This is a genomic window from Duganella sp. FT27W, assembly GCF_009295655.1.
Taxonomy (GTDB): domain Bacteria; phylum Pseudomonadota; class Gammaproteobacteria; order Burkholderiales; family Burkholderiaceae_D; genus Rugamonas; species Rugamonas zoogloeoides.
The window spans coordinates 240,565-266,222 of record NZ_WHIV01000003.1; the positions used below are offsets into that span (position 1 = coordinate 240,565).

General features: G+C 67.6%; 15 protein-coding genes. All 15 read right to left on the bottom strand.

The annotated features are described in order from the left end of the window. Window positions 1-128 precede the first annotated feature (128 nt). The 15 genes from F8197_RS12895 to F8197_RS28585 all read right to left on the bottom strand — a co-directional run bounded on the left by F8197_RS12895 (window position 129) and on the right by F8197_RS28585 (window position 25,651). On the bottom strand, window positions 129-1,622 hold the full coding sequence (locus tag F8197_RS12895; protein WP_152882220.1) for a sigma-54 dependent transcriptional regulator: 1,494 nt from the start codon (window positions 1,620-1,622) through the stop codon (window positions 129-131). Next, the gene (locus tag F8197_RS12900) at window positions 1,613-3,151 is read right to left on the bottom strand and encodes a sensor histidine kinase (protein WP_193333423.1); all 1,539 of its coding nucleotides are present in this window, start codon (window positions 3,149-3,151) and stop codon (window positions 1,613-1,615) included. The genes F8197_RS12895 and F8197_RS12900 overlap by 10 nt, the downstream gene beginning before the upstream one ends. An 82-nt stretch (window positions 3,152-3,233) precedes the next feature. Further along, window positions 3,234-3,929 (bottom strand): 4'-phosphopantetheinyl transferase superfamily protein, encoded by a 696-nt coding sequence (locus F8197_RS12905; protein ID WP_152882222.1) that lies wholly within the window; start codon window positions 3,927-3,929, stop codon window positions 3,234-3,236. A gap of 1 nt (window position 3,930) precedes the next feature. After that, a complete protein-coding gene (locus F8197_RS12910; RefSeq protein ID WP_152882223.1) occupies window positions 3,931-5,151 on the bottom strand; it encodes a cation:proton antiporter in 1,221 nt (406 codons plus the stop codon). A 12-nt stretch (window positions 5,152-5,163) separates the two neighbouring features. Further along, the gene (locus F8197_RS12915; RefSeq protein WP_019920638.1) at window positions 5,164-5,661 is read right to left on the bottom strand and encodes a transcription termination/antitermination protein NusG; all 498 of its coding nucleotides are present in this window, start codon (window positions 5,659-5,661) and stop codon (window positions 5,164-5,166) included. Window positions 5,662-5,818: 157 nt separating this feature from the next. Next, a complete protein-coding gene (locus F8197_RS12920) occupies window positions 5,819-6,436 on the bottom strand; it encodes a response regulator transcription factor (RefSeq protein ID WP_227012292.1) in 618 nt (205 codons plus the stop codon). A 146-nt stretch (window positions 6,437-6,582) separates the two neighbouring features. Further along, window positions 6,583-7,662, bottom strand: a complete 1,080-nt coding sequence (locus F8197_RS12925) for an HlyD family secretion protein (protein WP_152882225.1) — start codon at window positions 7,660-7,662, stop codon at window positions 6,583-6,585. Continuing rightward, on the bottom strand, window positions 7,659-9,206 hold the full coding sequence (locus tag F8197_RS12930) for a DHA2 family efflux MFS transporter permease subunit (protein ID WP_227012229.1): 1,548 nt from the start codon (window positions 9,204-9,206) through the stop codon (window positions 7,659-7,661). The genes F8197_RS12925 and F8197_RS12930 overlap by 4 nt, the downstream gene beginning before the upstream one ends. Beyond that, window positions 9,203-10,138 (bottom strand): acyltransferase domain-containing protein, encoded by a 936-nt coding sequence (locus F8197_RS12935; RefSeq protein ID WP_152882226.1) that lies wholly within the window; start codon window positions 10,136-10,138, stop codon window positions 9,203-9,205. Before F8197_RS12935 ends, F8197_RS12930 begins: the two co-directional genes overlap by 4 nt. Then, window positions 10,135-11,022, bottom strand: a complete 888-nt coding sequence (locus F8197_RS12940) for an alpha/beta fold hydrolase (RefSeq protein WP_152882227.1) — start codon at window positions 11,020-11,022, stop codon at window positions 10,135-10,137. The genes F8197_RS12935 and F8197_RS12940 overlap by 4 nt, the downstream gene beginning before the upstream one ends. Then, a complete protein-coding gene (locus tag F8197_RS12945) occupies window positions 11,019-11,558 on the bottom strand; it encodes a hypothetical protein (RefSeq protein WP_152882228.1) in 540 nt (179 codons plus the stop codon). The genes F8197_RS12940 and F8197_RS12945 overlap by 4 nt, the downstream gene beginning before the upstream one ends. Window positions 11,559-11,566: 8 nt before the next feature. Further along, on the bottom strand, window positions 11,567-12,820 hold the full coding sequence (locus tag F8197_RS12950) for a beta-ketoacyl synthase N-terminal-like domain-containing protein (protein WP_373996864.1): 1,254 nt from the start codon (window positions 12,818-12,820) through the stop codon (window positions 11,567-11,569). Next, the gene (locus tag F8197_RS12955) at window positions 12,804-13,055 is read right to left on the bottom strand and encodes an acyl carrier protein (RefSeq protein WP_373996865.1); all 252 of its coding nucleotides are present in this window, start codon (window positions 13,053-13,055) and stop codon (window positions 12,804-12,806) included. The genes F8197_RS12950 and F8197_RS12955 overlap by 17 nt, the downstream gene beginning before the upstream one ends. Before the next feature lie 33 nt (window positions 13,056-13,088). Beyond that, window positions 13,089-13,862: a hypothetical protein gene (locus F8197_RS12960; RefSeq protein WP_152882229.1), complete on the bottom strand. Its 774-nt coding sequence runs from the start codon at window positions 13,860-13,862 to the stop codon at window positions 13,089-13,091. Window positions 13,863-13,894: 32 nt separating this feature from the next. Next, entirely contained in the window at window positions 13,895-25,651 is an 11,757-nt protein-coding gene (locus tag F8197_RS28585) for an SDR family NAD(P)-dependent oxidoreductase (protein WP_193333424.1), read from the bottom strand. Between the last annotated feature and the right edge of the window lie 7 nt (window positions 25,652-25,658).

Below are 25,658 nucleotides of genomic sequence, written 5' to 3' on the forward strand. Positions count from 1 at the left end.
GCGGGGTAACCATGTCTATGCAGATAGCGTGCCAGCGTCATTTGTCCCTTACAGCGCACAAATGGACTGGTCGCTGCCGGCACGTGTCCGGATTGGTGACACCAGCCTGTCCGTCCTGCGGACAGGCGTCACATATCCAGTCCATATTGCGCCAGCTTGCGGTACAACTGCTGGCGCGACAGGCCCAGCCGTCGCGCCGCCTGGCTGCGGTTGCCGTCGCTGGCGTCCAGCGCGCGGACCAGCATGGCCGCCTCCAGCTGCGCCACGGCCCGGTCCAGGTTGCCGTCCCAGTCGATGGCGGGCAACCCGCCAGTCGCCGGAACGGCTGTCGCGATATCCTCCGCGACCGCAGGCGCTGCCGCAGCGACATCCCCGCCAGCGCCAGCTTGCGCGGCCGTCGCAATGCCGTCAGCGATAGCGGGAACAACATCCGCAGCGGCATCAGCCCGCAGCGGCGCGGCACTACCCGGTAGCACACCAGCCGCCGTGCCCAGCCCCAGGTGCTCGACCTCGATCAAATCCCCTTCGCTTAGCGCAATCGCGCGCTGCACGGTGTTGCGCAGCTCGCGCACATTGCCGGGCCAGTCGTGCGCATGCAAGGCTGCCAGCGCGGCACCGGACAGGCGCTTGCTGCGTCCGCCGCCGTGATGGAGAAAATGTGCGGTCAGTACATCGATATCACCCTGCCGCTCGCGCAGCGGCGGCAACATGATGGTAATGACCTGCAAGCGGTACAGCAAGTCGGCGCGGAAGGCGCCGTCGAGTACCTCGCGTTCGAGATTGCGGTGGGTGGCCGCCACCACCCGCAGGTTGACCGGCTGCGCGTGGCGTCCGCCGAGCGGCGTCACTATCCGCTCCTGCAACACGCGCAGGATCTTGGCCTGGGTGGGCAGCGCCATGTCGCCGATCTCGTCGAGGAACAGGGTGCCGCCATCGGCCTCGCGGAAGCGTCCGGGCCGGTCGGCGACAGCGCCAGAAAACGCGCCTTTTACATGGCCGAACAGTTCGCTCTCGAGCAGGTCGGCCGGTATCGCCGCACAGTTGACGGCCACGAATGGGCCGCCCGCGCGGGCGCTGTTGCGGTGCAGCGCCTGCGCCACCAGTTCCTTGCCGGTGCCGGTCTCGCCCAGCACCAGCACCGAATTGTCGCTGTCGGCCACCAGGCCGATGCGCTTGAAAATGGCGCGCATCGCTTCGCTGCTGCTGACCATGGTGTCGGCCGGATCGGCGGCAACTTCCGCCGGCCCCGGCGCTGCCGCTGCCTTGGCGCGCAAGGCCCGCTCCAGCGTTGCGGCCAGCGCGCTGCGTCCGATCGGCTTGGTCAGGTGGTCGAAAGCGCCCAGGCGCATCGCCTCGATGGTGTTGGCGCCGCTGGCATACGCGGTCAGCATGATGCACGGCACGTCCGGTGCGATGGCCGGCGCGGCGCGCAGCAGCGCCAGGCCGTCGTCGCCGGGCAGGCGCAGGTCCACAATCGCGGCGGCAATGCCGCCCTCGCCCAGCGCGCGCAGCCCCGCCTCGGCGCTGGCCGCCTGGCGCACGCGGTAGCCGAGATCTTCCAGCGTCTCGGCCAGCGTGGCCCTGAAGGCGGTATTGTCATCGACAACCAGGATCAGGTCCATGGCAGATCCATCACGATGCGGGTGCCGGGCACGTGGGCGGGGTCGAGCGCCACCGTGCCGCCATGGGCGTGGACCACTTCGCGCACCACCGCCAGCCCAAGACCGGTGCCGCCGGGCCGTCCGGTCACCAGCGGATCAAACAAGCTGGCCTGCAAGGCCGGGGGCACGCCGCGCCCGTCGTCGGCCACCCACAGCCGCAGGACATCGCCGTTGCGGGCGGCACCCAGCTCCACGTGGCCGCCGGCCGTGGTGTGGGCCAGCGCATTGATCAGCAGGTTGTCGAGCACGCGGGCCATCTGCGCCGGGTCGAACAGCGCTACCTCCTGGTCGGTGTGGACGGCGCTGCGCGCGCCAGGGCCGCCGTTAGCGTGGGCGGCGGCTACCTCGGCAGCGACAGAGTCTGGAGGTGCGGCGTGGGTGCCAGCATGGGCAGCGGCGCCTGGATCGCGGCCGGCGTGAACCGCGGCGATATCGGCGTTGGCCGCAGCGGCGTCCGAGCAGGCCGCATGAGTGCCGGCTTGGACGGTGACGACATGGTTGACGGCAGCGCCAAGACCAGGCCCGAGTTTCAGCGCCAGTGTCACCGAGAGATCGGCGGCCGCATCGGCATGGTCTTGCCGGCGCTGCTCGAGCCAATCGGCCAGCACCACCGGCGCGCGCTGCGGGTGGAACGGCTGCGTCAGCGCCAGCAGGCTGGCCACCAGGGTTTCCAGCCGCTGTACTTGCAGCAGCGTCGTGTGCAGCGCGGCCTCGGTGCGGACGGGACGGCGCTCGGGCGCGGCGGCCAGCGCATTGTCCACCTTCATGCGGATGGTGCCGAGCGGATTGCGGATTTCATGCGCCAGCCCCGCTGCCAGGCTGCCGAGGGCGGCCATCCGTTCGCTGGCCACCAGCAGGCCCGACAGCCGCTGCACTTCGCGGCCCCAGCGCGTGAGCAGCACCGCGAACCAGGCCCCGGCCAGCACCAGTGAACAAAGCAGCACACTCACGGCCACCACCAGGTGGTCGAGCGCGTTGTCGGCCATGCTGGCGACGCGCGTCAACGTCCAGCCGGCGACGTTATCGCGCACCGGGCAGGCGCCATACACGACCGCCTCGCGCAGGCCGGGGCGCACCTCGATCACCGGCGCGGCGCTGGCCAAAGCGCGCTGCGCCAGCGAGCCGATGCGCGGCAATTCGGCCGCCGGGGCATCGTCCTTGATGCCGCTGCCGTCGTAGGTGGGAAAGGCGTACGCATACACGCCGCGCTGCGCCTGCCACAGGCCGCCCTCGACGCCGCTGTCTTCGCGCAGCGCCATATCGACCACCGCGCGCTCGACCGCCTCGGCCTGCGCCTCCTTGCCGTCCAGGCGCTGGGCGCCCGCGCGCATGATCTGACAAATCACGGCCGCACGGGTGCGGGCAGCCGTAATTTGCGTCTGCGACCCCTGCCGGCCCAGTTGCAACAGCAGCCAGATGATGAGCAACACCATCGCCGCAATCGCTGCCCACAGCCACGACAGGTCGCGTTTCAGCATTCCATTCAGCACTTTATGTCCTTTAGGCAACCAACCCTGTCGCGCATTATGCCGTTTCAAAGCGGGCATGACAGCACAGTAGCCTGAAGGTAAGTTAATGAATGATGGTTAGCGACAACAAGTGATCGAGGGTTACCGGCAGCACTTGCACCGGCTGCCCTTGGCGACACAGTGCCAGGCGGTAGCCGGGATCCAGTTCCAGGTGGGACAGCATGTAGGGCTGCGACGACACTTGCGGATCGTCGAGCGCCACGTGCAGGTCCGCGCGCGGCGCCACGCTGAACGACGCCATGTCGCGCTGAAAACCGAGCCCGAGCGCCTTCATGTACGCTTCCTTGGCGGTCCACAGGCGAAAGAAATAGTCGTGCTGGGCGGCTGCCGGTTGCACGGCAAGCGCTGCGCATTCGCGGCGGTGAAAGAAGCGCCACGCCAGCACCAGGTCGAACGGCCGCATCTGCTCGACATCGACGCCAACCGCCGTCTGCGAGATCGCGCACACCACCCAGCGTCCCGCGTGCGACAGGTTGAACTCGGCCGTGCCATCAACCAGCCTAGGCTTGCCATAGTGGCCGATCGTCACGCCGGCGTCATCGTCGAGGCCACGCAGCCGCAGTCCGTGGCGCAGCAGCAGGCGGCCCAGCATCGACCGCAAGCGGTCCACCGGCTGGCGCAGGCGGTCGATGCGGTCCAGCGTTGGCCGGTCGAGCCGGCGGCGCAGCCTGCGCTCGAGCGCTGCCGGGTGGTATTCGTCCGGCAACGCCACGCACAACACCACGCAAAGGTTGTTCACCTCATTCACGCAGCGGACCGCCGGGCATGGCGGCCGGCGCGCGGGCCGGCACCAGGTGGCTGTTGCGCACCATCGGCAAGGCCAGCATGGTGCTGCCGATGGCCATCAGGAGCATGGCAGTAAACATCTGGTTCGAGATGATCTGCTTGTCGAGCAGGATATTGGCGAAGATCAGCTCGATCAAGCCCTTGGTTTGCAGCAGCCAGCCGATCACGCGCGCATCGCCACGGGGCCAGCCCAGCATGCGCCCGGCCAGTCCCACGCCCAGCAGCTTGCCGGCCACGCTGGCCAGCATCAGCAAGCCGGCCGCCACGAAGACCGTCTCCGCGCCGACGGTCCAGGTGGTCTTGAGCCCGGTGCTGAGGAAAAACACCGGCATGAAGGCAAACAGCACCTGTTCGCGCAGCGCGTCCATGCGGGTGCGGTCGAACCAGCCGGCATCGAGCACCACGCCGGCCAGGAACGCGCCCACCATGTAGTGCAGCCCGGCCCAGTCCGACAGGAACGCGCAGGCCAGCAGCCAGGTCAGGCTGGCATACCAGCGGTCGCCCTCGCGCAAGCGCACCATCGCGCGCCGCACCAGCCAGGCGGCAATCCCGAAACCGCACAGGAACAGGCCCTGGCGGCCGATGCGCTCCCAGTCGAGCAGGATCAGCGCCAGCACGCCCCAGATCGCCAGGTCGTCGAAACTGGCATAGCGCAGCAGGCGCTGGCCCAGCGCAGTGCGCAGGATGCCGAGCTTTTCCAGGAACAGCACCAGGATCGGCAGCGCCGTCACCGCGCATCCCATGCCCACGCCGGTGACGAATTGCCAGGTACGGGCGCGCGGGCCGATCCAGTCGGACTGCCAGCCCAGCAGCACCAGTGCCACGCCCACGCCAAGCAGCAGCGGCGTGACCAGCGCCATGCCGGCCACCACCAGGCTCTCGCCGCGATGGCGCCAGGCCTGGCGCAAATCGAGTTCGACGCCCGCAATCCACACGAACACCATCACCGCCCACCAGGCGATGCCGTTCAGCGCCAGCGTGACCTGCGGCGAAAACACGAAGGCGTGGTACTCGGGATAGGCGGCGCCCAGCACGGCGGGCCCGAGCAGCACGCCGCCGACGATCTGCACCACCACCAGCGGCGCCACGTTGTCGGAGTTGAGCAGGCGCCACACCAGGTAGGGTACGGCAAAAATCATCATCATCGCCAGCAGGTAGATTTCGGTGATCGACATGGCTTTCTCCTGTCAGGCGGCGTTGGCAAGCGGACGGACGTGGGCGGCGTCGATCTCGACGCTGAGGCCACGACCGATCAGGTGCAGGTTGATCACCAGCCGGCGCTGACGCCCGACGCTGACGAACTGCCCCTGCGCGTGCTTGAACGGCCCGGCAATCACTTCCATCGGCTGCCCGGCCACCAGGTCGGCATGGACGTCGAGCGGCGCGCCGCTGCCGACCATGATGCGGATCGCCAGCACATCGTTGGCGGCCACCTGCGCGTGGCGACCGCAACTCATCAGGAGGCCGCACGAACCGCGCACGGTGCGCAGCGCGCTGACCTGCTCGGGGCGCGGCTGCACGAAGATGTAACCGGGGAACAGCGCGGTTTCGGTCGGTTTCGCGGCCTCGCGGTGCTTGGGCAGGTAGGAGTGAATCTGGCGCTGGCGCAGCACTTCCTGCACCACGTTTTCCTGGCGGCTGCGGGTGCGCAGCACCAGCCACGGGTTGGGGGATGCGTCGTTCATGGAACCTCCATTGGTCTAGGGTGTCGAGGTTCATTATGTTTTTGTCGAACTGACAAGAACAGATGTCAGTGGATACCTGCCCGATGGCAGGTGCCATCCGGCACGGTGGGTGGCGACAGACGAAAAAAAAGACCCCGGAGGGTCTAGATGGTGGTTGTCACGAGCGCTGGTAGCCGCTGTCGCGGATCTTGAGCGCCATCTCCAGCCGCGAACTGACCGAAATCATCCGCATCAGGTCGAAGATGTAGTTCTTGACGGTGCCACTGCTGAGGTTGAGCGTGCAGGCGATCTGCTTGTTCGAGTAGCCGATCAACAGCAGATCGACGATGTCGCGCTGGCGCGGCGTAAAGCGGATCGGCGCCGGTACCGGCGTCGCAATATCGGGCGCCGGCTCGAAATATTTTTGCCGCGCGCAGACGGCGCGGATGGCCGGGGCAATCGCGGTAAATGCGTGGGCGCGCGACATGAAACCGTGCGCGCCCAGCCGCTCGCACAGGCGTGCCGTATCGGCGTCGGGCGCATCGGCGATGACGATGCTGGCCGTACGGCGGCTGTGCGGATCGTGCTGCTGCAAGTGACCGAGCAGCGCCAGTCCCGAATTGTCCGGCATGAGCAAGCTGATCAGCACGACATCGGGCTGTTGCGCGCCGGCCTGTTCGATGGCGACAGCAACGGTATGGGCGATATCCACCTGCCAGCCGGGAAAACTGGCGCGCACCATCTGCGCCAGGCCGCTGGAAATGACGGGATGATGATCGACGATCAGGCAAATCATGGTGCGCACGCCTTGGAATTCCGATGCAGCGATTGTAACGACAGGCAAAATTGAACGAAACAAAAAAATGGCATCCGCGACAATTTTGCCACCGATAGTAATTACGCGGCTTGACAAGCGCGCCTTGCAGGTATTGGGTTGCTTGATTATCTGATGGCGACCCGCGCCGTAACAGACAAGCCCGGCCGTAGTTTCGACAACCACTTTTCCTGGCCGCCATCGAGCGCGATCCTTACCGGCACCCGCTGCACGATCTTGGTAAAGTTGCCGGTTCCCGGCTCGAACGGCAGCAGCGAAAACTGCGCGCCGGTGCCAGGCGCGAAACTCTCCACCGTACCGCGCAAGGGTTGGTCGGGCAGCGCATCGATGTCGAGCCGCACCGGCTGGCCGGCGACGATGCGCTCACTCTGGGTCTCCTTGAAATACGCCACCACGTACATGCGCTCGAGCGGCACCAGCGTCATCAATGCAGAGCCCGGTTGCACTATATCGCCGCGATGCACCTGCAAGGCGCCCACCGAACCATCGACCGGCGCCCGTATCACCGCGTAACCCTGCTCCTGGCGCGCCAGCGCGAACGCGGCGTCGGCTCGTGCCACGCCCGCTTCGGCCTGGGCCAGAGCGGCGCGCAGGCTGGCGCGCCGGCTGCGTGTCAGCTCCAGCTGACGCTGCGCCACCGCCAGTTGCGCGGTGCTGCGGTCGGCGTTCGCCGTGGCGTCCAGCGCGCCGGTGCGCGACAGTTCCAGTTCGCGCTGGGCCACGGCGCCCGCTTGTGCCAGCCGTTCGTGGCGGGACTGCTCGGCGGCGGTGCGCGCCACCCGCGCTTTCGCCGCGACGATCCCCGCCCGCACGGTGGTGATCTGGGCCGCCGCCAGCTGTTCCTCCGCATCGAGGCTGGTCAGCGCTGCCTGCGCGGCCTGCACGTTGGCGCGCGCGCCCTGCAGGTCGGCAGCAGCGGCGCGGGTACGCGCAGCCAGGTCGTCGGGATCGAGCCGTACCAGCGGCGCACCGGTCACCACGCGCTGGTGGTCGCGCACCAGCACTTCCAGCACCCTTCCCTTCACCTGCGGGGCGATGCTGGTGTCGTCGGCGCGCAGGTACGCGTCGTCGGTCGAGACCTGGCTGCCGGGGGCGGCCAGCCACAGGGCGCCGGCGCCGCCGACCGCCAGTGCTGTCAGCAGCGGCAGCAAGGCACGCCGCCGGTTTTTTGTTTCGGTTTGCGTCATGGTTCTATCGAATGAGGAGTGGAAGATGGCGGCGCCGTCCGGCACCAGGGCACCAGCACCAATGTGGCCAGTAGCAGCCAGGCCATCAGGCGGAAGACGTCGTCGAACGCCAGCACCAGCGCCTGCCGCTGCACGTGCCGTTCGAGCAGCGCCTGCGCGGCCAGCCAGGCGTGCGCGGCGTCGGTAGTCCGGGTGGACAGGTCGTGCCGCAGGCCATCGAGCAGTTGACGGGCGCCGTCGCCGCGCGTGCCGAGCGCCTCGCCGAGGCGCAGCAGGTGCAGCCGGCCATGGTCCTGCAACCAGGTATTGACCAGCGCGATGCCCAACGCCCCACCGAGGTTGCGCAGCAGGTTGAACAGGCCGGACGCTTCGTGCAGCGCCTCGTCTTCGAGATCGGCCAGCGCCAGGTTTGCGGCCGGCACCACGCACAGCATGCCGGCCACGCCGCGCAGCACGTGGGGCCAGAACAGTTCCTTGAAACCCCACTCCGGGCCGACGAACGAGAACATCCACAGGCTGGCGGTAAAAATCAGCACCCCGAGCGCAATCACCAGGCGCGGATCGACATGCCTGAGCAGGCGCATGGTCAGCGGCGCGCTGATCAGCATGCCCAGTCCCGTCACGCACACGGTGGTGCCGATATCAAGGCTGTTGTAGCCGCGCACCCGGCCCAGGAACACCGGCACCAGGTACGTGGCGGCAAAAATGGCCGCGCTGGTGGCCAGCGCCAGCGTACTGGCCAGCACGAACGTCGGTCGTTTGAATGGCGTGAGCCGCACCACCGGCGTGGCCGAGCGCAGCGAACGTTCGACAAACAGCACGAACGCCACCAGCGCCACCCACGCTGCCACGGCGATGCCGGTGTCGCTGAACCAGTCGTGGCGCGGGCCTTCTTCGAGCACATAATCGAGGCAACTGAGGAACAGCGCCATCGCCAGCAGGTGCGACCAGTCCAGGGTGCGCAGCAGCGCCGGCCGCGCTTCATCGAAGCGAATCAGCGCCGCCGCCAGCACCGTCACCACGATGCCCGGCACGACATTGATGTAGAAAATCCAGCGCCAGTCGATCAACTCCGTGATCCAGCCGCCGATGGTGGGGCCGGACACCGGCGCCAGCATGGTCACCACGCCAAGGATGGACGAAGCCAGCGCGCGGTCGCGACCCGTAAACAGGATGAACCCCGTGGCCCACACGGTGGGCACCATGGCGCCGCCCACAAAACCCTGGAACACGCGGAAGGCAATCATCGAATCGATATCCCACGCCAGCCCGCACAGGGCGCTCGCCAGCGTGAACAGCCCGGCGGACAAGGTGAACAGCCAGCGCGTGGACAGGGCCTTGGCCAGGAAGCCGGCCAGCGGAATCATCACCAGTTCGGCCATCAGGTACGCGGTTTGCACCCAGCTGATTTCGTCCGGCGCGGCCGACAGGCCGGCCTGGATGGCGTTGAGCGAGGCGGCCACGATCTGGATATCGACCAGCGCCATGAACTGGCCGAACGCCATCACGCCGAACAGGAACAGGCGGGCGCCGCGCGTCATCATGCGGTGGTGTGAACATCGGCAAGGTCGAGCACCTGCTGCAGCCGTGGCAAGTCGCCGCCCCAGGGCGAGAGGATGCCGTGGACGCGCCACTGGTCGGCGTGCGGCACGGCGCCGTGACGGATCCAGTTGGCCAGCGTGGCCGACGGCCCCACGTCCACCAGCGTGCATGGCGCCTGCCGGTCCAGCATGGCCAGCGACGCCGGAAAATCGAACGGGTGCCGGATCACGTCCCACAGCGCATCCGCGTGCGGATGGTCGGCGTAGCGCCGCACCCAGTGCGCGCGCATCGGGTCCATCAGCGCGCTGTGGAACGGCACTCGTACCGGCAGCCGGCCAAACGCCACACCGCGCGCACGCAGCGCCGCCTCGAGCGGCGCCAGGTTCTCGCGCCGGCCCGTGAGCACGGTGGCCGATGGCATGCCCACGCCCGCGACCCACGCCAACCGGCACACATCGGGATTGGCTGCGCACCAGGCGCGCGGCGCCATCGCCGCCAGCATGAAGCCCGGCTCCACGTAATGCGATGCCCACTGCGCCTGCCGCGCCATCATGTCCAGCGCGGTCTCGATGGTGATGCGGCCGGTGAACGCCAGTGCGGCAAACTCGCCGGCGCTGGACGCGATCACCCGCGTGGGACGCAGCCCGCGCTGGCGCAGCACGGTGGCCAGGCAGTACTCGATCATCACGACCAGCGGGTGGCTCAGGTGGATGTCGTCGAGCGGCGTGGCGGCCGAGAGCGAACCATACAGGCGGGCGAGCAGCGACACGCCCTCGCGTTCGGTGAATTGCGCATCGAGGCCGGTCATCAGATCGCGGAAGGCGGGGTCGGCGTCGAACAGCGCGCGCCCCATCTGGTAGTGCTGCGAACCCTGTCCAGGGAACAGGAACACCAGCTCGAGACGGGATGGCTTGATTGCGTGAATACTGGTCATGGGCGTTGGAGAAAATCGACGATGTGGGCGATCACGCCCGGTTCCTTGAGGATGTGGAAGTGTCCGAGACCGCTGGTCACGTGCAGACGCGCGAGCGGCAGGTGCCGCAGCGTGGCGTGGGTATAGTCAAGCGGGATGTGGCGGTCGTCGGTGTCGTGCACGAACAGGCATGCCGGGTTGCGGGTAGTGCCATGGCGCGGCAGGCAGTGGCACATCGACTGCTGCTCGAACGGCATGCCGCCGATGTCCTCGAACCAGCGCCGCAGGCGCGGCTCCACCGCGCGGGGTACCCACAGGTAGTCGGCAAACGTGCGCAGCGTGGTGGCGATATCCGGGTACGGCGCCAGGTACACGCATTTTTCCACGCTGGCGGTTGGTTCGCACAGCGCCAGCATGGTCAGATAGGCGCCGGCCGAATGACAGACGATGGCGTGCAGCGGCCCCAGTTTTTCGATCACGCACCGCAGGTGCTGCACCGAGCGCCGGGAAAACGCGGTGCCCGGCGGCGAGTTGCCGTGGTTGACGGCGTCGAACATGACAGCGCAATACCCTGCCTGCGCCAGCGCCGGCGCCAGCGCACGGAAATTGGCGGCGCTGCCCTGCAAGCCATGCACCAGCAGCACGGCGGGACCGGCGCCGATGCTGTAACCGGCCAGCACCGCGTCGCCGCAATCGAAGGCGAGGCGCTGTGCGCCATCCAGAAACGCCTGCTCGCGGGCCGACAGCCGCCGGCGCGGCATGTGCGACAGCAGCCAGCGGAACGCCCCCACCGCCGCTTGCGGCGCGATGCGGCCGGCCAGCTGAAAATACAGTCGCAGCGGCGCCAGCACGATCAAGGGCAGCTTGACCACCATGGCATTGGGCTGGTTGGCCGCCACCTTCATGACTCGGCCTCACGGCGGATCAGGCGCAGGATTTCCTTGCGCACCAGGCCACTGAATGGCTTGATCATCAGCCAGTACCCGAGAAAAGCAAGTCGGCTGCGCGCACCGATGCACAGCACCCGGGTTTCGGTATCGATTTCCACGCGCTTCGCATCGAGCTGGCGGAAGCGGAACGTGAAGCCCACTTTTTGCGTGGCGCCCGGCAGCGGGCCGCAGAACTGCGCGGCGTCCTCGATGCGGCGGATGCGGTTGCCGTCGCCGCCGCGCCAGTAGGCGACCAGGAACTCCGTTGGCCGCCGCTGCGCCAGCTCGGTCCAGTGCATGGCAGCGCAAAACGCCCGCGCGCGCCAGCGGTCGCATGGCAGGCCCCGCAGCCGGAACAGCAGCACGATCACGCGCGAGCGCGATAAATCGACGTCGCGGGCGATATCGTACACGCGGCCTATGTCACCGCAATGCACCACCGTCTTGTAGCGGTGGGCAAAGGTATAGCGCGGCAGGTAATGCTCGAGTAGGCCGTGGGACTTTACGGGCATGGGCGGCCTCACAAGCGCTGCCAGCAGAGCGCCGAATTGACGCCGCCAAAGCCGATGCTGACCGTGAGCGCGTGTTCGACGTCGCAGGCTTGCGCCGCTGCGCCGACGAAATTCCAGCCGGTTTCCAGCGGCCGGTCCAGGTTGCGGCACGGGTGCAGCCGCCCGGCGCGCATCTGCAGCAGCGTGGCCACCACCTCCACCGCTCCGGCGGCCGCCAGGCCATGGCCGGTGAGCGACTTGGTGGTATTGAGCCGGGCGTGCGCCAGGCCGCTCTCGCGCAGCGCCAGCAATTCGGTCTCGTCGCCGATACGGGAGCCGCTGGCATGGGGATTGACGTAATCGATCTGCGCCGCCGTCAGCGCCGCGCGGCGCAGCGCGCGGCGGATGGCCAGGCACTCGCCGGCCAGCGACGGATTGGGATGGCGGTTGCCATCCACATTGACCGCCCCACCCAGGCAGCGTGCATACGGCTGCACACCGGCGCGCTCGAATGCCGCGCCGCGCTCCACCCGCTCGACCACCACCGCGCCGCACGCCTCGCCAAAAATGAAACCGTCGCGATCGCGGTCGAATGGCCGGCACGCCACCGCCGGTTCGCCGGCGAAGCGCGCGGAACCCATCGCCCCCATGGAACTCAAGGCTTGCAACTCCCAGTACGACAGGTCGGTCAAGGCGCCCAATGCGATGCAAACGTCGGCCTGGCCCGCGCGCACCGCCTCCACCGCCTGCAACACCGCCACCTGGCCGCTGGCCGACGCTGCGCCCAGGGTGTAGGCAAAGCCCCGGATATTGAACGCTTCGGTACACAGGCCGCATACATCGCTGTCGAGAAAAGTGTGGCCGTAGGCCGGTGCGATGAACCACGGCTCGCCCGCCAGCGCAGCCTGCGCCAGCACCAGTTCGCGCTGCTGGACATTGCTGCCGCCGATAATCAGGCCGATGCGTTCGGGCCGCACCTGGTCGAGACGGGCCTCGTGCCAGGCTTCGTGCAGCGCCGCCAGCGCCGCGTGCCCTGCCAGGGACGCGGTGCGCAAACCCTTGCGCGACATGGTTGCGGCCAGGAGCAGGTCGGCGATTTCGGCGCCGATAAACGGTAGCGCGGCGCCACCATCGGCGCCCGCAGGCAGCTGTCGCCCCGGGCGCCGCAGCACCTCGAATGCCTGGCGTCCGTCCAGCAAGGCGTCGAGAAACGCCTGCTTGCCCTGGCCGATGGCCGACACCACGCCCAGGCCGGTGACCACGGCGTCAGGCGACACGTGCACCTCGCTCCGCGAGCAGCGCGGCCAGTTCACCGAGGTTGCGCGGCTGCGCCAGTTCGACCAGCGGAATGCGCAAGCCCAGCGTGGCCGTGGTGAGCATCAGGATTTCGGCGCGGTCGATGGAATTGGCGCCCAGTTCGCGCAACGAGTCGGCGCCACCCAGCGGCCGCGTACCCAGGTCGGGCAGCACCTCGCGCGCATGGCCGGCGATGATATCGACGATAGCTTGTGTTCCCACGTTGATTCCTCCTTCATCTTCAATAAGAGTGCTTTATGCCGAGATGACCGCCATTTCAGGGGAGCTGTACATCACTTCCCGCACCTTGATGCTGGCGTCCATCACGATCAGCGGCGTGACCAGGCGCCCGAGCCGGAAGTGGACCTTGCGCCGTTCGGTGATCAGCAGGCCTTCGCAGTTCTTGTACTCGTGCAGGAAATTGGCGGCGCGCGCGACCGGCGAGCTCACTTCCGGGCGATAGTCGTGGCGCACCAGCAGGCCGGTGTCATCGAAATAGAAGGTCTCCTGCTTGCTGTGGGTGTGGGCGCCATCGGGATATTCGACATCGATGCGGGTGCGCCAGTCGCCGCTGCTACGCCGCGCCAGCCCCACCACTTTCAACCCGGGCAGCGAAAACGGCAGCGAGGCGTAATGCGTCATCGCATAGCCGAAAAAATAGACGGCATCGAGCACGGTCCATGGACGCCGCAGGCGCGAGACGCTGAGCATCTGCTGACGGTGGTTGTCGCTGTCGAAGACCGCTTCGCGCCCTCCCCCCACCATGGCCACGCGGCCGTTGTCGTACAGGCAGGAGCGTCCCGGCGCCGGATAGTCATGCAGCACGGCCTGGCTCTGGCGCGGCATCAGCGTGACCCGGTTGGGCAGCGGAAAATCGGCGTGCAGCCCTCGCCGGCGCATGGCCAGTCCGCCCATGGTCGTCACGTCGCAGACGATCCGATCGACCTGCTCGTAACGCGCCATGCCGCCATGGCGCAGGATGGCCTGCTGGATCACCTGCCTGGCCTGTGCTTGCATATTGTTCGCCATATCAGTCCTTTCAGTGGTTGGGATTCGAGGTGTTAGGTGGCGGGCGTGGTGCTGGGGGCGGCCGCACGACCGGCACCCTGGCCGTCGGCGCCCTGGTTGACACCCTGGTTGACGCCCTTGTTGATGCGGGCTGCGCGTTTGGCCTTGCGCCGTCCGTGCAGCGCGGACAGGCCGGTGGCGCCGGTGACCCAGTACGGCCGGGGCGACAGCGGGTGGCCGGGCAGCGACACCCTGCGCGCCGAACCTTCCGCACGCAGCAGCCGCCAGTCCACGGTGCCGCCGTCAACCCAGTGGCGGGCCAGTTCCGGCAACCGGCCCTGGCGCGCCCATAACTCGGCCTGAGCGCGGTCAGCGACTTTGGCGCCGGCGCGGCCGGTGGTGGTCATGGTGGCGTTGTTAGTGGCGTTGTTGGTGGCGTTGTTGGTGGCGTTGTTGGTGGCGTTGTTGGTGGCGTTGTTGGTGGCGTTGTTGGTGGCGTTGTTGGTGGCGTTGTTGGTGGCGTTGGCGGTGGCGGTGCCGCTTGCGATTGCGATTGCGGCTTCGGTGTCGTTGTGGGTGCCGTTGCTGCAGCCAATGCTATCGCCGGTCGCGGTGGCTCCTGCACTGGCACTGGCACTGGCACTGGCGTTGGCGTTGGCGTTGGCGTTGGCGTTGGCGTTGGCGTTGGCGTTGGCGCCAGTGTTGACAGCGTTGCCGTCGAGGTGGCGTTGCAGTTCGCGCCGCAGCGTTTCGTGGCTGTCGGCCACCACCGCAAGCCTGCGATTGAACGGCGCACGACCTGTTTGCAGGGTGAAAGCGATATCGCTCAGTGCCGGTGCCGGGCCTTCCTGCAACGTATTCAACAAGTCGGCGGCACTCTGGCGCAGCGCGGCGTCGGTGCGGGCGGAGAGCACGATCAGTTCCGGCTGCGCCGGTAGCTCCTGGCGCGCCGCCGGCAGGTACTCTTCCAATACCAGGTGGGCATTGACGCCGCTGAAGCCGAAGTTGTTGATCGCCGCCCGGCGCGGCTCGATCACGCCATGCCGGTCCACCGGCGCCGGCCACGGTTGCGGCTCGGCGCTGAAAGCGAAGCGGCCGGCGGCCGCCGCCAGGTTGGCGTGCGGCCCCGCAAAGCCGGGAATGCCGGGCAAGGTGCGGTGCCTGAAGGCCATCAGCACCTTGACCAGCGAGACCAGCCCGGACGCCACTTCGGCATAGCCCACGACCGGCCGCGCGGTGCCTATCCGGCACGACGTATCGGACGTCGAACGACGATACTCGTCACCGAGCGCACCGATCTCGATCGCATCGCCCAGCGGAGATGCGATGCCGTGCGCCTCGATGTACGACACGCTGGCAGGATCGACACCGCTGCCGATCAGCGCCTGGCGGATCGCCTGGCGCATGCCGCCCCCATTGGGCATGGTGAGCGATAGCGCGCCGCCGCCGTGGGCGACGCCGGTGCCGCGTATCACTCCATACACATGGTCGCCGTCGGCCTGCGCCTGGCGCAGCGGCTTGAGCAGCAGCGCGCCCACGCTCTCGGCCCGTACGAACCCGGACGCGCCAGGTTCGAAAGCGGCCATGCGGCGACCGGCGTTCAAGTAACCCATGGACTGGAAGCCAATGTAGCCGGCCGGCGTGAGCAGCAGGTTGACCGCTCCCACCAGTGCCTGCGCGCACTCGCCGCTGCGGATCGCCTGCACCGCGCGATGCAGCGCCACCAGAGTGGAGGAACAGGCGGTATCGCAATGTTCGCTGGGGCCACGCAGGTTGAGGAACTGCGAAATGCGGTTGGGGATCATCGACGTCGAGAGCCCGGTTACCACCAACGGCACATGGTCTGCGTGTTCGAGCCGGTTCAAATAGTCGCTGGGCACGGCCGCGATGAACACGCCGGTGGGTGATTGCGCCAGCGTGGCGGGAGTGATGCCGGCATCCTCGACGGCGCGCCAGGCGTGGGTGAGCAGCAGCCGCTGTTGCGGCGCCATGTACGCCGCCTCCTCCGGCGCGATGCCAAAAAAGCCGGCGTCGAACTGCTCGACGCCGTCGAGAAAGGCGCCCCAGCGGAAACAGGCGCGTTCGGCGTCGGTCAGCGATTCATCGCCGACCTGCTCCCAGTCCCAGCGCTGTTTCGGCACTTCGGTCACGCAGTGACGGTCGCTGGCAAGGGCCTGCCACAGCGCTTCGGGGCTGTCAGCTTGCGGGAAGGCGGCGCTCAGACCGACGATGGCGATGGGTTCCGCCGTCGGCGCGGTAGTGGCGATTGCTGGCGCGGGATTGTTGGCTGGCAGAGTTGTTGATGTGGTTGGTGATGTGGTTGGTGATGTGGTTGGTGATGTGGTTGGTGCTGCTGATGCTGCATGTGGTGCTGATGCTGCATGTGCAGCTCGTGCAGCTTGTGCTGCTTCTGCCGCCTGTGCTGCTGGTGCTGGTGCTGCTGGTGCTGGTGCTGCTGGTACTGGTGCTGCTGGTACTGGTGCTGCTGGTACTGGTGCTGGTACTGGTGCTGGTGCTGGTGCTGCTGGTACTGATGCTGGTGCTGGTGCTGGTGCTGGTGCTGATGCTGATGCTGATGCTACCAGGGTCGGTGCCGTTGTTCGCGCCATCGACGACGGTGGATGAAATACTGCAGGTCCTGGAACTGGCGCTGTCGTTGGCGCCGGTAGGTGAGCTGCCACTGGTGCGGTTGATGGCACCGGCGTTTTCTGCGCCAGCGGCTGAGTGATGTCTGGCGTGGCGCCATGACGGTCGAGCAGGTGCTGCGCCAGGCGCCGCACGGAGCCGTGGTCGAAGAACAGCGTCACGTCCAGCTCCAGCCCCAGGCGCTGGTTCAATGTTTGCGCCAACTGCACGCCGGTGATGGAATCGACACCGTAGGCCGAAAACGGCTCGTCGGGATCGATATCGCCGGGAGCCACCTTGAGCGCGGCCGACAGCACGCTGGTGACGATGGCAGTCAGCCCGGCTTCGTCGGGAGTCGTCGCTGTTGCCGTTGCCGTTGCCGTTGCCGTTGCCGTTGCCGTTGCCGTTGCCGCTGCCGTTGCCGTTGCCGCCGCCGATGGCGGTGTCGCCATTGCCTGCACGGGTGACTCTGCGGTCGGGTGGCCGCCCGCCAGCACTCCTGCATAAATCCCCTGCGACAGTTCGGCCAGCGGCCGGGTGACGTTGACCAGCGCGGTCTGGTTTTGGCTATCGGCCAGCAGCATTTCCAGCGCCTCCATGCCCTCGGCCGCATTGATCGAACCAACGCCAAGGCGCGCCATGCGGTCGCGGTAACCATCGTCCGCAGCCAGACCCACGCCGCCCCAGTACCCCCAGTTCATTACCTTCACCGGGCAGGTCCAGTGCGCGGCCATGGCCCGGGCCCAGGCATCCTGGAACACGCAGCCGGCCACATAGTTGGCCTGACCGGGCGGGCGCGCGAACGCCACCAGCGACGAGCAGCACAACACGAAATCGAGCCGGTCGCCGCCAAACACCTGCGCCATGCGCACGCTGGTATCGACCTTGCTGGCATAGACTGCGCGCAGATCCGCTTCGTCCAGGTTGGCCAGGCTGGCATCGGACAACACCGCCGCCGCGTGCACCAGGCCATCGATGCGGCCGAAGCGCGCCAGCACTTGCGCGCGGGCGGCGGCCAGCGATACGGGATCGGTGGCGTCGGCGGCAAGGTACACCGGCATTGGGGCGGCGACGTGATCGGCCAGTTCCGCTATCCGCGCCGCGATGGTTTCATCGAGCGGCCGGCGTCCGAGCCACACCACCTGCGCCTGGTACGTTCGCATCATGTAAGCGGTCCACAGGACGCCGATGCCACCGGCGCCGCCAATCACCACGTACACGCCACCGGCCCGGTACGACGATTCGCGCAAGCGTGGTGCGGCCACCCGGTCCAGCACATGCAGCGGCGCCAGCTTTTGCTGGTAACAGACGCCGTCGCGCACCACCGCGTCGATGGCGGGCAGCGCCAGGGCCGCAGACAGCGTCGCCACATCGGCCGACCAGCCGGGCGCCAGGTCCAGCACCCGCACCGACCACTGCGGATATTCCCTCGCCAGCACGCCGGCCAGACCGCGTACCCCGGCATGGGTGGGATCGATGCGCGTCTCCGCGTTCGGCGCCGCCGCGCCGGTGGTGATGAAAGTCCAGGCCAGCGGCTTGCCGCCGTAACCGTGGGCCAGCAAGGCCTTGACGGCGCGGAAAACAGCGAAGATGCCGCTCTCCTGGGCGGCCAGCATGGCATCGCCATCGGTCGCCAATTCCTGCCGGTCGGCGGCAGCCCAGACGACGTGATCGACGCCATCCGCCAGCAATGTCCGCTGGTCGGCGCCTGCCGACGCGACCTGATCGGCGTCGTTTGCCTGCCCGGCAGGTGTGATGGTGGCGGCGGATGTACTTAGCAGGCTGGGTGCCCTGGGTGTGGATGTCGTGACGAAACTAGCGGATGCGCCAGGTGTGAACGGCGTGCCGGCGTTACCAGGTATGCCGGGTGTGTCGATCGCAGACGTCGTGGCGAGGCTAGCGTGGACGGCAGGTGCGAACGGAGTGTCGGGGCTGCAAGATGTAACGGGTGAGGACGACGCGTCGGGACCGCCTGGTGCAAAGACGGTGGGGTGTGCCCAATGCGCTCGCAGAACGGCGGCGGCAGCGGGGCCACAGGCAACGTCCAGCAGCCACACGCGGTCGCCGGCACGCGGACTGGTCTCGGCCGAGGCCCGATACTCGAGCCGCTCCCAGACCGGCGCCAGCACCAGCGCGTGCGGTTCGCTCGACAACGTACGGTGGGCGGAGGTTTCGGTATGCGGGCCACCTGCCTGGCGCGAGGCGAAGCCGCCAATACGTACGCATAGCGCGCCCCCGGTGTCGTACAGGTCGATATCGAGGCGGATAGCGTCGCCATCCTGGGCATGAGCGGCGTCGCGTGTTACCAGCGCGCGCATGCTGGCGGTGCACGGCGCCAGCACTTCCAGCCGCCGCAGGTGGAACGGCAGCGGCGCCTGACCGCCGGACTGCGCCAGCATGAAGCCGATACCCGCTTGCAGGGCGCCATCGAGCATTGCCGGGTGCAGCACGTAGTCGTGCATGCCTGCGCTGGCGGTTGCCGGCAGTTCCAGCGTGGCCCATATCTGCGCTGCGTGGCCTTCCACAGCTTCCGCCACGTGCAACTCGCACAGCGGCCGGTGGGCAGGGCCGTAGGCAATGCCCAGTTCCGCGAACCGCTCGTAGATCCGGTCGGCCAAGACAGTGACGCCGCCAGCCGGCGGCGGTGTGAACGGCTTTTGCTGTGGCCCGGAGCCGGAAAGGTTGACAACTCCCAGGCAGTGCGTGCGCGGCGGCTGGTCGCCACTGGTGATGGCAAACGCCACGTCGCCGTCGTCGCGCCGTATCAGCGCCAGTTCTAGGGTGATGCCCGCATCGCCGACATCGAGCGCCGCCGGCTGCAGCCAAGCCACGTCACGCAGCACCACGCCCTGGGTTGAGCGGGCAGATTGCGCCAGCGCCGCCCGCACCATCTCCAGGTAAGCCACGCCTGGCAGCACGCGGCGCTGTAACACCACGTGGTCGCGCAGGAACCATTCCTGGCCGGTGAAGGTGGTGCGGAAGCGCTGGCCGTCGAAGCCGGAGACGTTGGTGTGCAACAGCGGATGCAGAACATGCGCCGGCGCCGGCAGCGGATGACCGGCGGTCCCTGGCGGCACCCAGTGGCGCTCCTGTGCAAACGGGTAGCCGGGCAGCGACAGCCGGCGCGGACGAGTGTTGGCGTATAGCGGTTTCCAGTCCAGCGCCAGCCCATGTACCCACAGCGGCAGTACCTGCCGGTACTTGCCGCGCGTCAGCCAGTCCGCCAGCACCGGGCGCCATTCGTCGTCGGACTGGAACAGCGCGATGGTGTCGCGGCCGGCCTTGCCGGCGCCAAGGTAAACGTCCGGCATGACCGCAGCACGGCCTTCGAGCACGGCGTCCAGTTGCGTGCGCAGTTGCGCCAGCGAACCGGCCACCAGCGCCAGCCGGTGCGTCATGGCCTCGCGGCCCAGTTGCAGCGTGTACGCAATGGCCGGCAAGTCGTCGTCACTGAAAGCGTCCAGTGCTGCGCGCAGGCGACGCGCCGCGTCGAACAGCTGAGATTCGGTGCGGGCGGACAGCACGAAGGCCTGCGGTCCTGCGGTGCTGTCGCCTGCCGGCGGGACCTCTGCCTGGTACTCCTCCAGTACCACGTGGGCGTTGGCGCCGCCGAAGCCGAAGGAACTCACGCCCGCGCGACGCGGCAAGGTGCGCCCCTCGGCGTCGCGCGGTGCGGCCCACGGCCGGCCATCGCGCACCACGAAGAACGGGCTACCTTCGATCTCCAGGTAGGGATTGAGTTCCTGCGCATGCAGGGTGGGCGCCAGCGCGCGATGGCGCAGCTGCATCAGCACCTTGACCACGCCGGCCATGCCTGCCGCCAGTTCCAGGTGGCCGATATTGCTCTTGACGGAACCGATGCCGCAGTGCGCCTCCTGCGCCGGCGCCGCGCCATGCCTGGCATACAGGTCGGCAAACGCCAGCTTGAGGCCATTGATCTCGATCGGATCGCCCAGCGCCGTGCCGGTGCCGTGCGCTTCGATATAACCCACCGTGCGCGGATCGATGCCGGCTTCGGTAAAGGCAGTTGCGATCAATTGCGCCTGGGCGTTGGGATTGGGCGCGGTCAGCGAGTTGGCGCGGCCGCCGTGGTTTTCGGCGCTGCCGCGCAAGACCGCGTGGACATGGTCGCCATCGCGCTCGGCGTCGGCCAGGCGTTTGAGCAGCAGCACGCCCACGCCCTCGCCACGCACATAACCGTTGGCGTGGCGCGAGAAGGTCTTGCAACGGCCATCCTCGCACAACATGCCGGCCTTGCGGAAGCCGATATGGCCATCCGGCGTGACGATGGTATTGACCGCCCCCACCAGCGCCTGGTCGCAGTGGCCGGCGTCGATCGCGGCCATGGCGCGGTGGATGGCCACCAGTGCCGACGAACACGCGGTTTCCACCGGCTCGCTGGGACCGTGCAGGTCGAGCAGGTAGCTGATGCGATTGGGCGCCACCGACGGCACCATACCGGTAATGGTCGAACCATCGACCGCCAGCCCGGCCTGCGCCAGCAGATTGCCGTAACCGCTGTTGGCGGTGGCCATGAACACACCGGTGCGGCTACCCGCCAGGCTGCGCGGATTATGGCCGGCTTCCTCGATCGCATGCCAGGCATGTTGCAGCAGCAGCCGGTGCTGCGGGTCCATCAACTCGGCCTCGCGCGGCGAGATGCCGAAGAACAGCGGATCAAAATGTGCGATACCATCCATGAAACCGCCCCATTTGACGTCGGTTTTGAACGGTTCGGTGGCAGGGTCACCGAACAGCGCGCGCCAGTCCCAGCGCTCGGGCGGGACTTCGACAATGCTGTCGCGGGCGCTTTCCAGGTTGCGCCAGAATGTATCCAGGTCCGGCGCCTGCGGGAAGCTGGCGCTGACGCCGACGATGGCAATGGCCTTGCCGGCCGACCGGGCCGGCTTCGGTGGTGGTGCTTCGGCAGCATTTTCGAACACCCGTGACGGATTGGCAGCATCTTCGGATACGCGTAGCGGTTCGGCGGCACCAGCGAAGATGTGCGGCGCTTGGCCAGCGTCAGCGAACGCACGCGGCGCTTCCATCGCATGCATGAGCAAGCTTGGCGCTTTTGTGAGGTCCGCGATCACGCGTGGCGGCTGCGGCAGCCGGCTGACTGCCGCACCGTGTATTGCCGCTACTTGCTCCGGGTAGCGGCTGGCCAGGAAGCGCGAAAACGCGGCAAGGGTCGGGTATTCGAAGAACACGGTCGGGTTCAGCGGCCGCTCCGCAGGCAGCCGGTATAGCTCATTGAGCCGGTTGCCCAGCGTGGTGAGGTTGATGGAATCGAATCCGTAAGCGCCCAACTCTTCGTCGGCGCTGATGTCGTCCACCGCCACTTGCAGCAGCGCCGCCACTTCGGCGCGCAGCAAGTGCAGCACCGGTTCGTGCACCGCCTGATGCGCCGCTTGATGCCCGGATTTATGCTCTGTTTTATGCTCCGCTTGATGCGCCAACATTGGCGTGGAGGCCGGCCTGGCCGCGCCAGTGTTATCCATGCTGCGCAGCGAAAAGCCCGACAGCGCTACGCACAAGCGGCCTTCGTCGGCATAGAGGTCGATATCGAGCTTGCGCACCCGGACGCCGGCAGCGCTGCCTCCGGCGTCTCGGATAAAGGCCCACATGGTAGTGGTGGACTCGCCGTGGATCTCCACGCGTTCGACGGCGAACGGCAGCGATAGCGATGGCGCCAGTGCCCCCTGCCCTTCGGCTGGCGTGAGCGCGGCAGCGGCGTGGATAGCTGCGTCTATCATCGACGGATGCAGCGCCATACCCGTGCTGCCATCGGCACCGGCGGGCAGTTCGAGCCGCGCTAATACCTGACCCGAAGCGTCGGTATGCAGGGCCGTGACCGCGTGGTAGCCAGGACCATAAGCCAGTCCCGCCGCGCGGTATGCCGCGTAAAGCTGCTCCGGCTGCGGGCCTGGTGTGATGCAGGCAGCGCGCAACTGGTCCAGCGTGGTGACATGTGGTGCGGCTGGCGCGGCGCCGGCCTGTGCCTGCCCCTGGCAGTGCAGCAGCGGCTCCCCGTCACCATCGCTGGTAACGGTAAAGCCCAACAGTGGCGCACTTGCATTGGTTAAGGGCGTGAACGCGATCTGGAGTTTTATCTCCCCCGCGCCATCGAACACCACCGGCCGCACCCAGGCCACCTGATGCAATTGCACGCTGGTGGCCGGGCATTGCAGCGCGCTCGCAGCGGCGTCACGCACCAGCTCCAGGTAAGCCACGGCCGGGAGCATGACCTGGCCGTTCACCACGTGGTCTGCCAACCAGGCTTCCCTGCCGGTCAGCGTGACGACTTTGCGTAGCGCCGGAGGTTCGGAGACGGTGGCACTATCAACGATGGGAGGATTAGTGGCGTTTGCGGTGGTAGTGACGGTGGCGATGCTGGTGCCAGTGAGACAGGCAGTGACGGTGCTGCTGCCGTTAGCGTTAACGGTCACGCCCTGCCTCGCGCGCGCTGGCGGCAGCCAGCACGGCTGGGCATCGAACGGATAGGCTGGCAAACCACTCAGGCGCGGGCGCCGGTGGCCCGTGATCGGCGTCCATGCGAATGACTGGCCGCCGGCCCAGGCGGCAGCGATAACCAGCGGATCACCTTCTGCCGCGACCGGTGCGGACGGCTGGTCACGCCGACCCAGGAAGGCACGCTCGCCGCCCTGCCCTTGCAGCGCTGCCGCCAGCATGGCCTGCAAGTGCGGCATATCGACCGGGATGAACGCGGCACGCCAGCGCAAAGCATCACGCTGGCGCAAGGTGTACGCCAGGTCGGCCAGCGTGGTTTGCGGATGAGCGGCCAGGTACCCGAGCAAGTCGCGCAGGCGGGCGTGCAGGCTGGCCTGCGACTGCGCCGAGACCAGCACGATGCCATCGAGCGCGGATGGTGGTGCTGAAAGGTGCGCAGCACCGGCACCGGATTCGACATATTCCCGCACCACCAAGTGGGCGTTGTAGCCGCCGGCGGCAAAGCCGTTGATGCCGGCCACGCGCGCCACATCGTTCTGGCGGGGCCACGACGCCGCTTCCGACGACAGCGCAAAGCGCAGTGGATCGAGCCGCAGCGCAGGGTCGATGCGATCCAGTCCTGCAACGCCGACTACCCGGTTGTGCCGCAACTGCAGCAGCACCTTGACCAGCGACGCCATGCCGGACGCCGCCTCGGCGTGGCCCGTGGCAGCCTTGGAGGTGCCCAGCCGTACCGGCGCAGCGGCATCATTACCATTACCGCCGCCACCCTCGCCAAACGCGTGCTGGAGCGCGGCGATTTCCGCAAAGTCGCCACCGCGCACACCGGATGCGTGGCACTCGATCAGCGATATTTGCTCCGGTGCGATGCCGGCCGCTTCCCAGGCAGCGCGGATCACGGCTGCTTGCCGTTCGACCTGCCCTGCCGCCAGCGACAGCGTTTTGCCGCTGCTGTTGACCGCCGAACCGGCGATGACGCCGTAGATACGGTCGCCATCGGCCTGCGCTTTAGACAGCGACTTGAGCACCACGCTGACGATCGCCTCGCCGCGCAACTGACCGTCGCTGTCGCTGCCGAACAGGCGTGCCTGCGGCTGCCGCGTAAGCAAGGTGCCACTGCGCGCCGCGAAGCCATACGGATGCAGCAGCAAATTGGTAGCGCCCACGATGGCCTGGTCGATCTCGCCGGCGGCGATCAGCCGCGCCGCTTCGTGCAGCGCCACCAGGGAGCTGGTGCACTCGGCATTGACCAGCCGGATCGGTCCCTGGATATCGAAGCAGCGCGCCACGCGCGAAGCGAAGATCGCCTGCTCGTTGCCAGCCCAGGACTGCGGATCGTCGATCCAGCCCTGGTCGTGAAGCAGCTTCTGGTAGTCCACCGACAGGTTGGCGATGAACAGCGCCGTGCGCGGCCCGGCATAGCTGGCGGCGGGGTGGCAGCTATCATCGATGCTGTGCACTATCTCCTGCAACAGCAGGCGCTGCTGGGGATCGATAAAGCGCGCCTCATCGGGCAGCACCTGGAAGTAGCCCGTATCGAAATGATCGATGCGGTCGATCAGGCCAGCATGGGCGATGTCGGTACCTTGGGCCAGCCAGGGGCGCACCTCGGGCAGCGCTGAAATCAGCGAACGCCCGTCAACCAGCGCCTCCCATAGCTCATCGACGGTATCGCATTGCGGAAAACGGCCGGCCATGCCGATGATCGCCACGCCTTCTCGCGGCGCGGCCGCAGCAGCCATCACCACAGTTGCATCGACACTTGCCTCCACTACCGCTTCGCGCCGGCCGTGGAACAGCTTGGCCAGCCGCTCGTGGTGGCGGGTAAAATCGGTATCGAGAAACTGGATGTAGTTGGCCAGATGGGTTTCGATGGCGGCGATGCGGCCGTCGCGCACGCGCATCTTCATCGCGGCCAGCAGGCCGTCCGCGCAGCGCAGGATATACGGCGACTCATGCGCCACGGTCGCGCGCAGGAACACCCGCAGCCGGTCGCCGTCACGCAGGTACAAGTCGTCGAAGCGCGTGCCCTGCTGGCCGCCCAGGCAGGTGTGCAGCGCATACACGAAGGTTTTCCACGCCTGCACGCCCGTCCCCCGGGTGCCGCCGGTATCGTAGCTGATGTCGTGGTGCTGGATGTCCTGCATATTGCGCAGCGACGAACGGTTGAGGAAGCAGTCGTTCATGCGCCGGAACAGCGCACTCATGGCGTGGGTGTCGGCATCGTCGGTGGCGCGGATGGCGCCGTCCGCGCAGGCCAGAACGCTGGACAACGCCACCTGCGGATAGATCATCGGCGCCTGCAACGGCAGCTTGCCGAGCAGGTAAAGAAAATCCGGCGACTGCTGCCAGATCTCGGCAATGCGGCCATCGCGCACGCGCAGCACCACCTTGCAGTAATTGGAATGGCGTCCGCCACCGACGATGTCGGAATGCCATTTGGCGGCGGTCCAGCGATAGACCAGCATCAGCAGATCGTCGCGGGCCAGCACCAGTTCTTCGTCCAGATCGAGTTCGCTGGCGCATGCGCGCGCGGTGGCCATGAAGCGGCGATAGGCTCCGGGGCCGTGCAGCGCCTGGTCGTGGAAGTGGAACACCAGCGCCGGATCGAGCAACCGCGTTGCCTCGTCCGGCGCCAGCGCGCCATTCCACAGGCTGCGAAACGCCTGCGCCATGCGCTGGGCCCAGGGCTGAAGATAATTGTGTTGGTCCATGATCCGC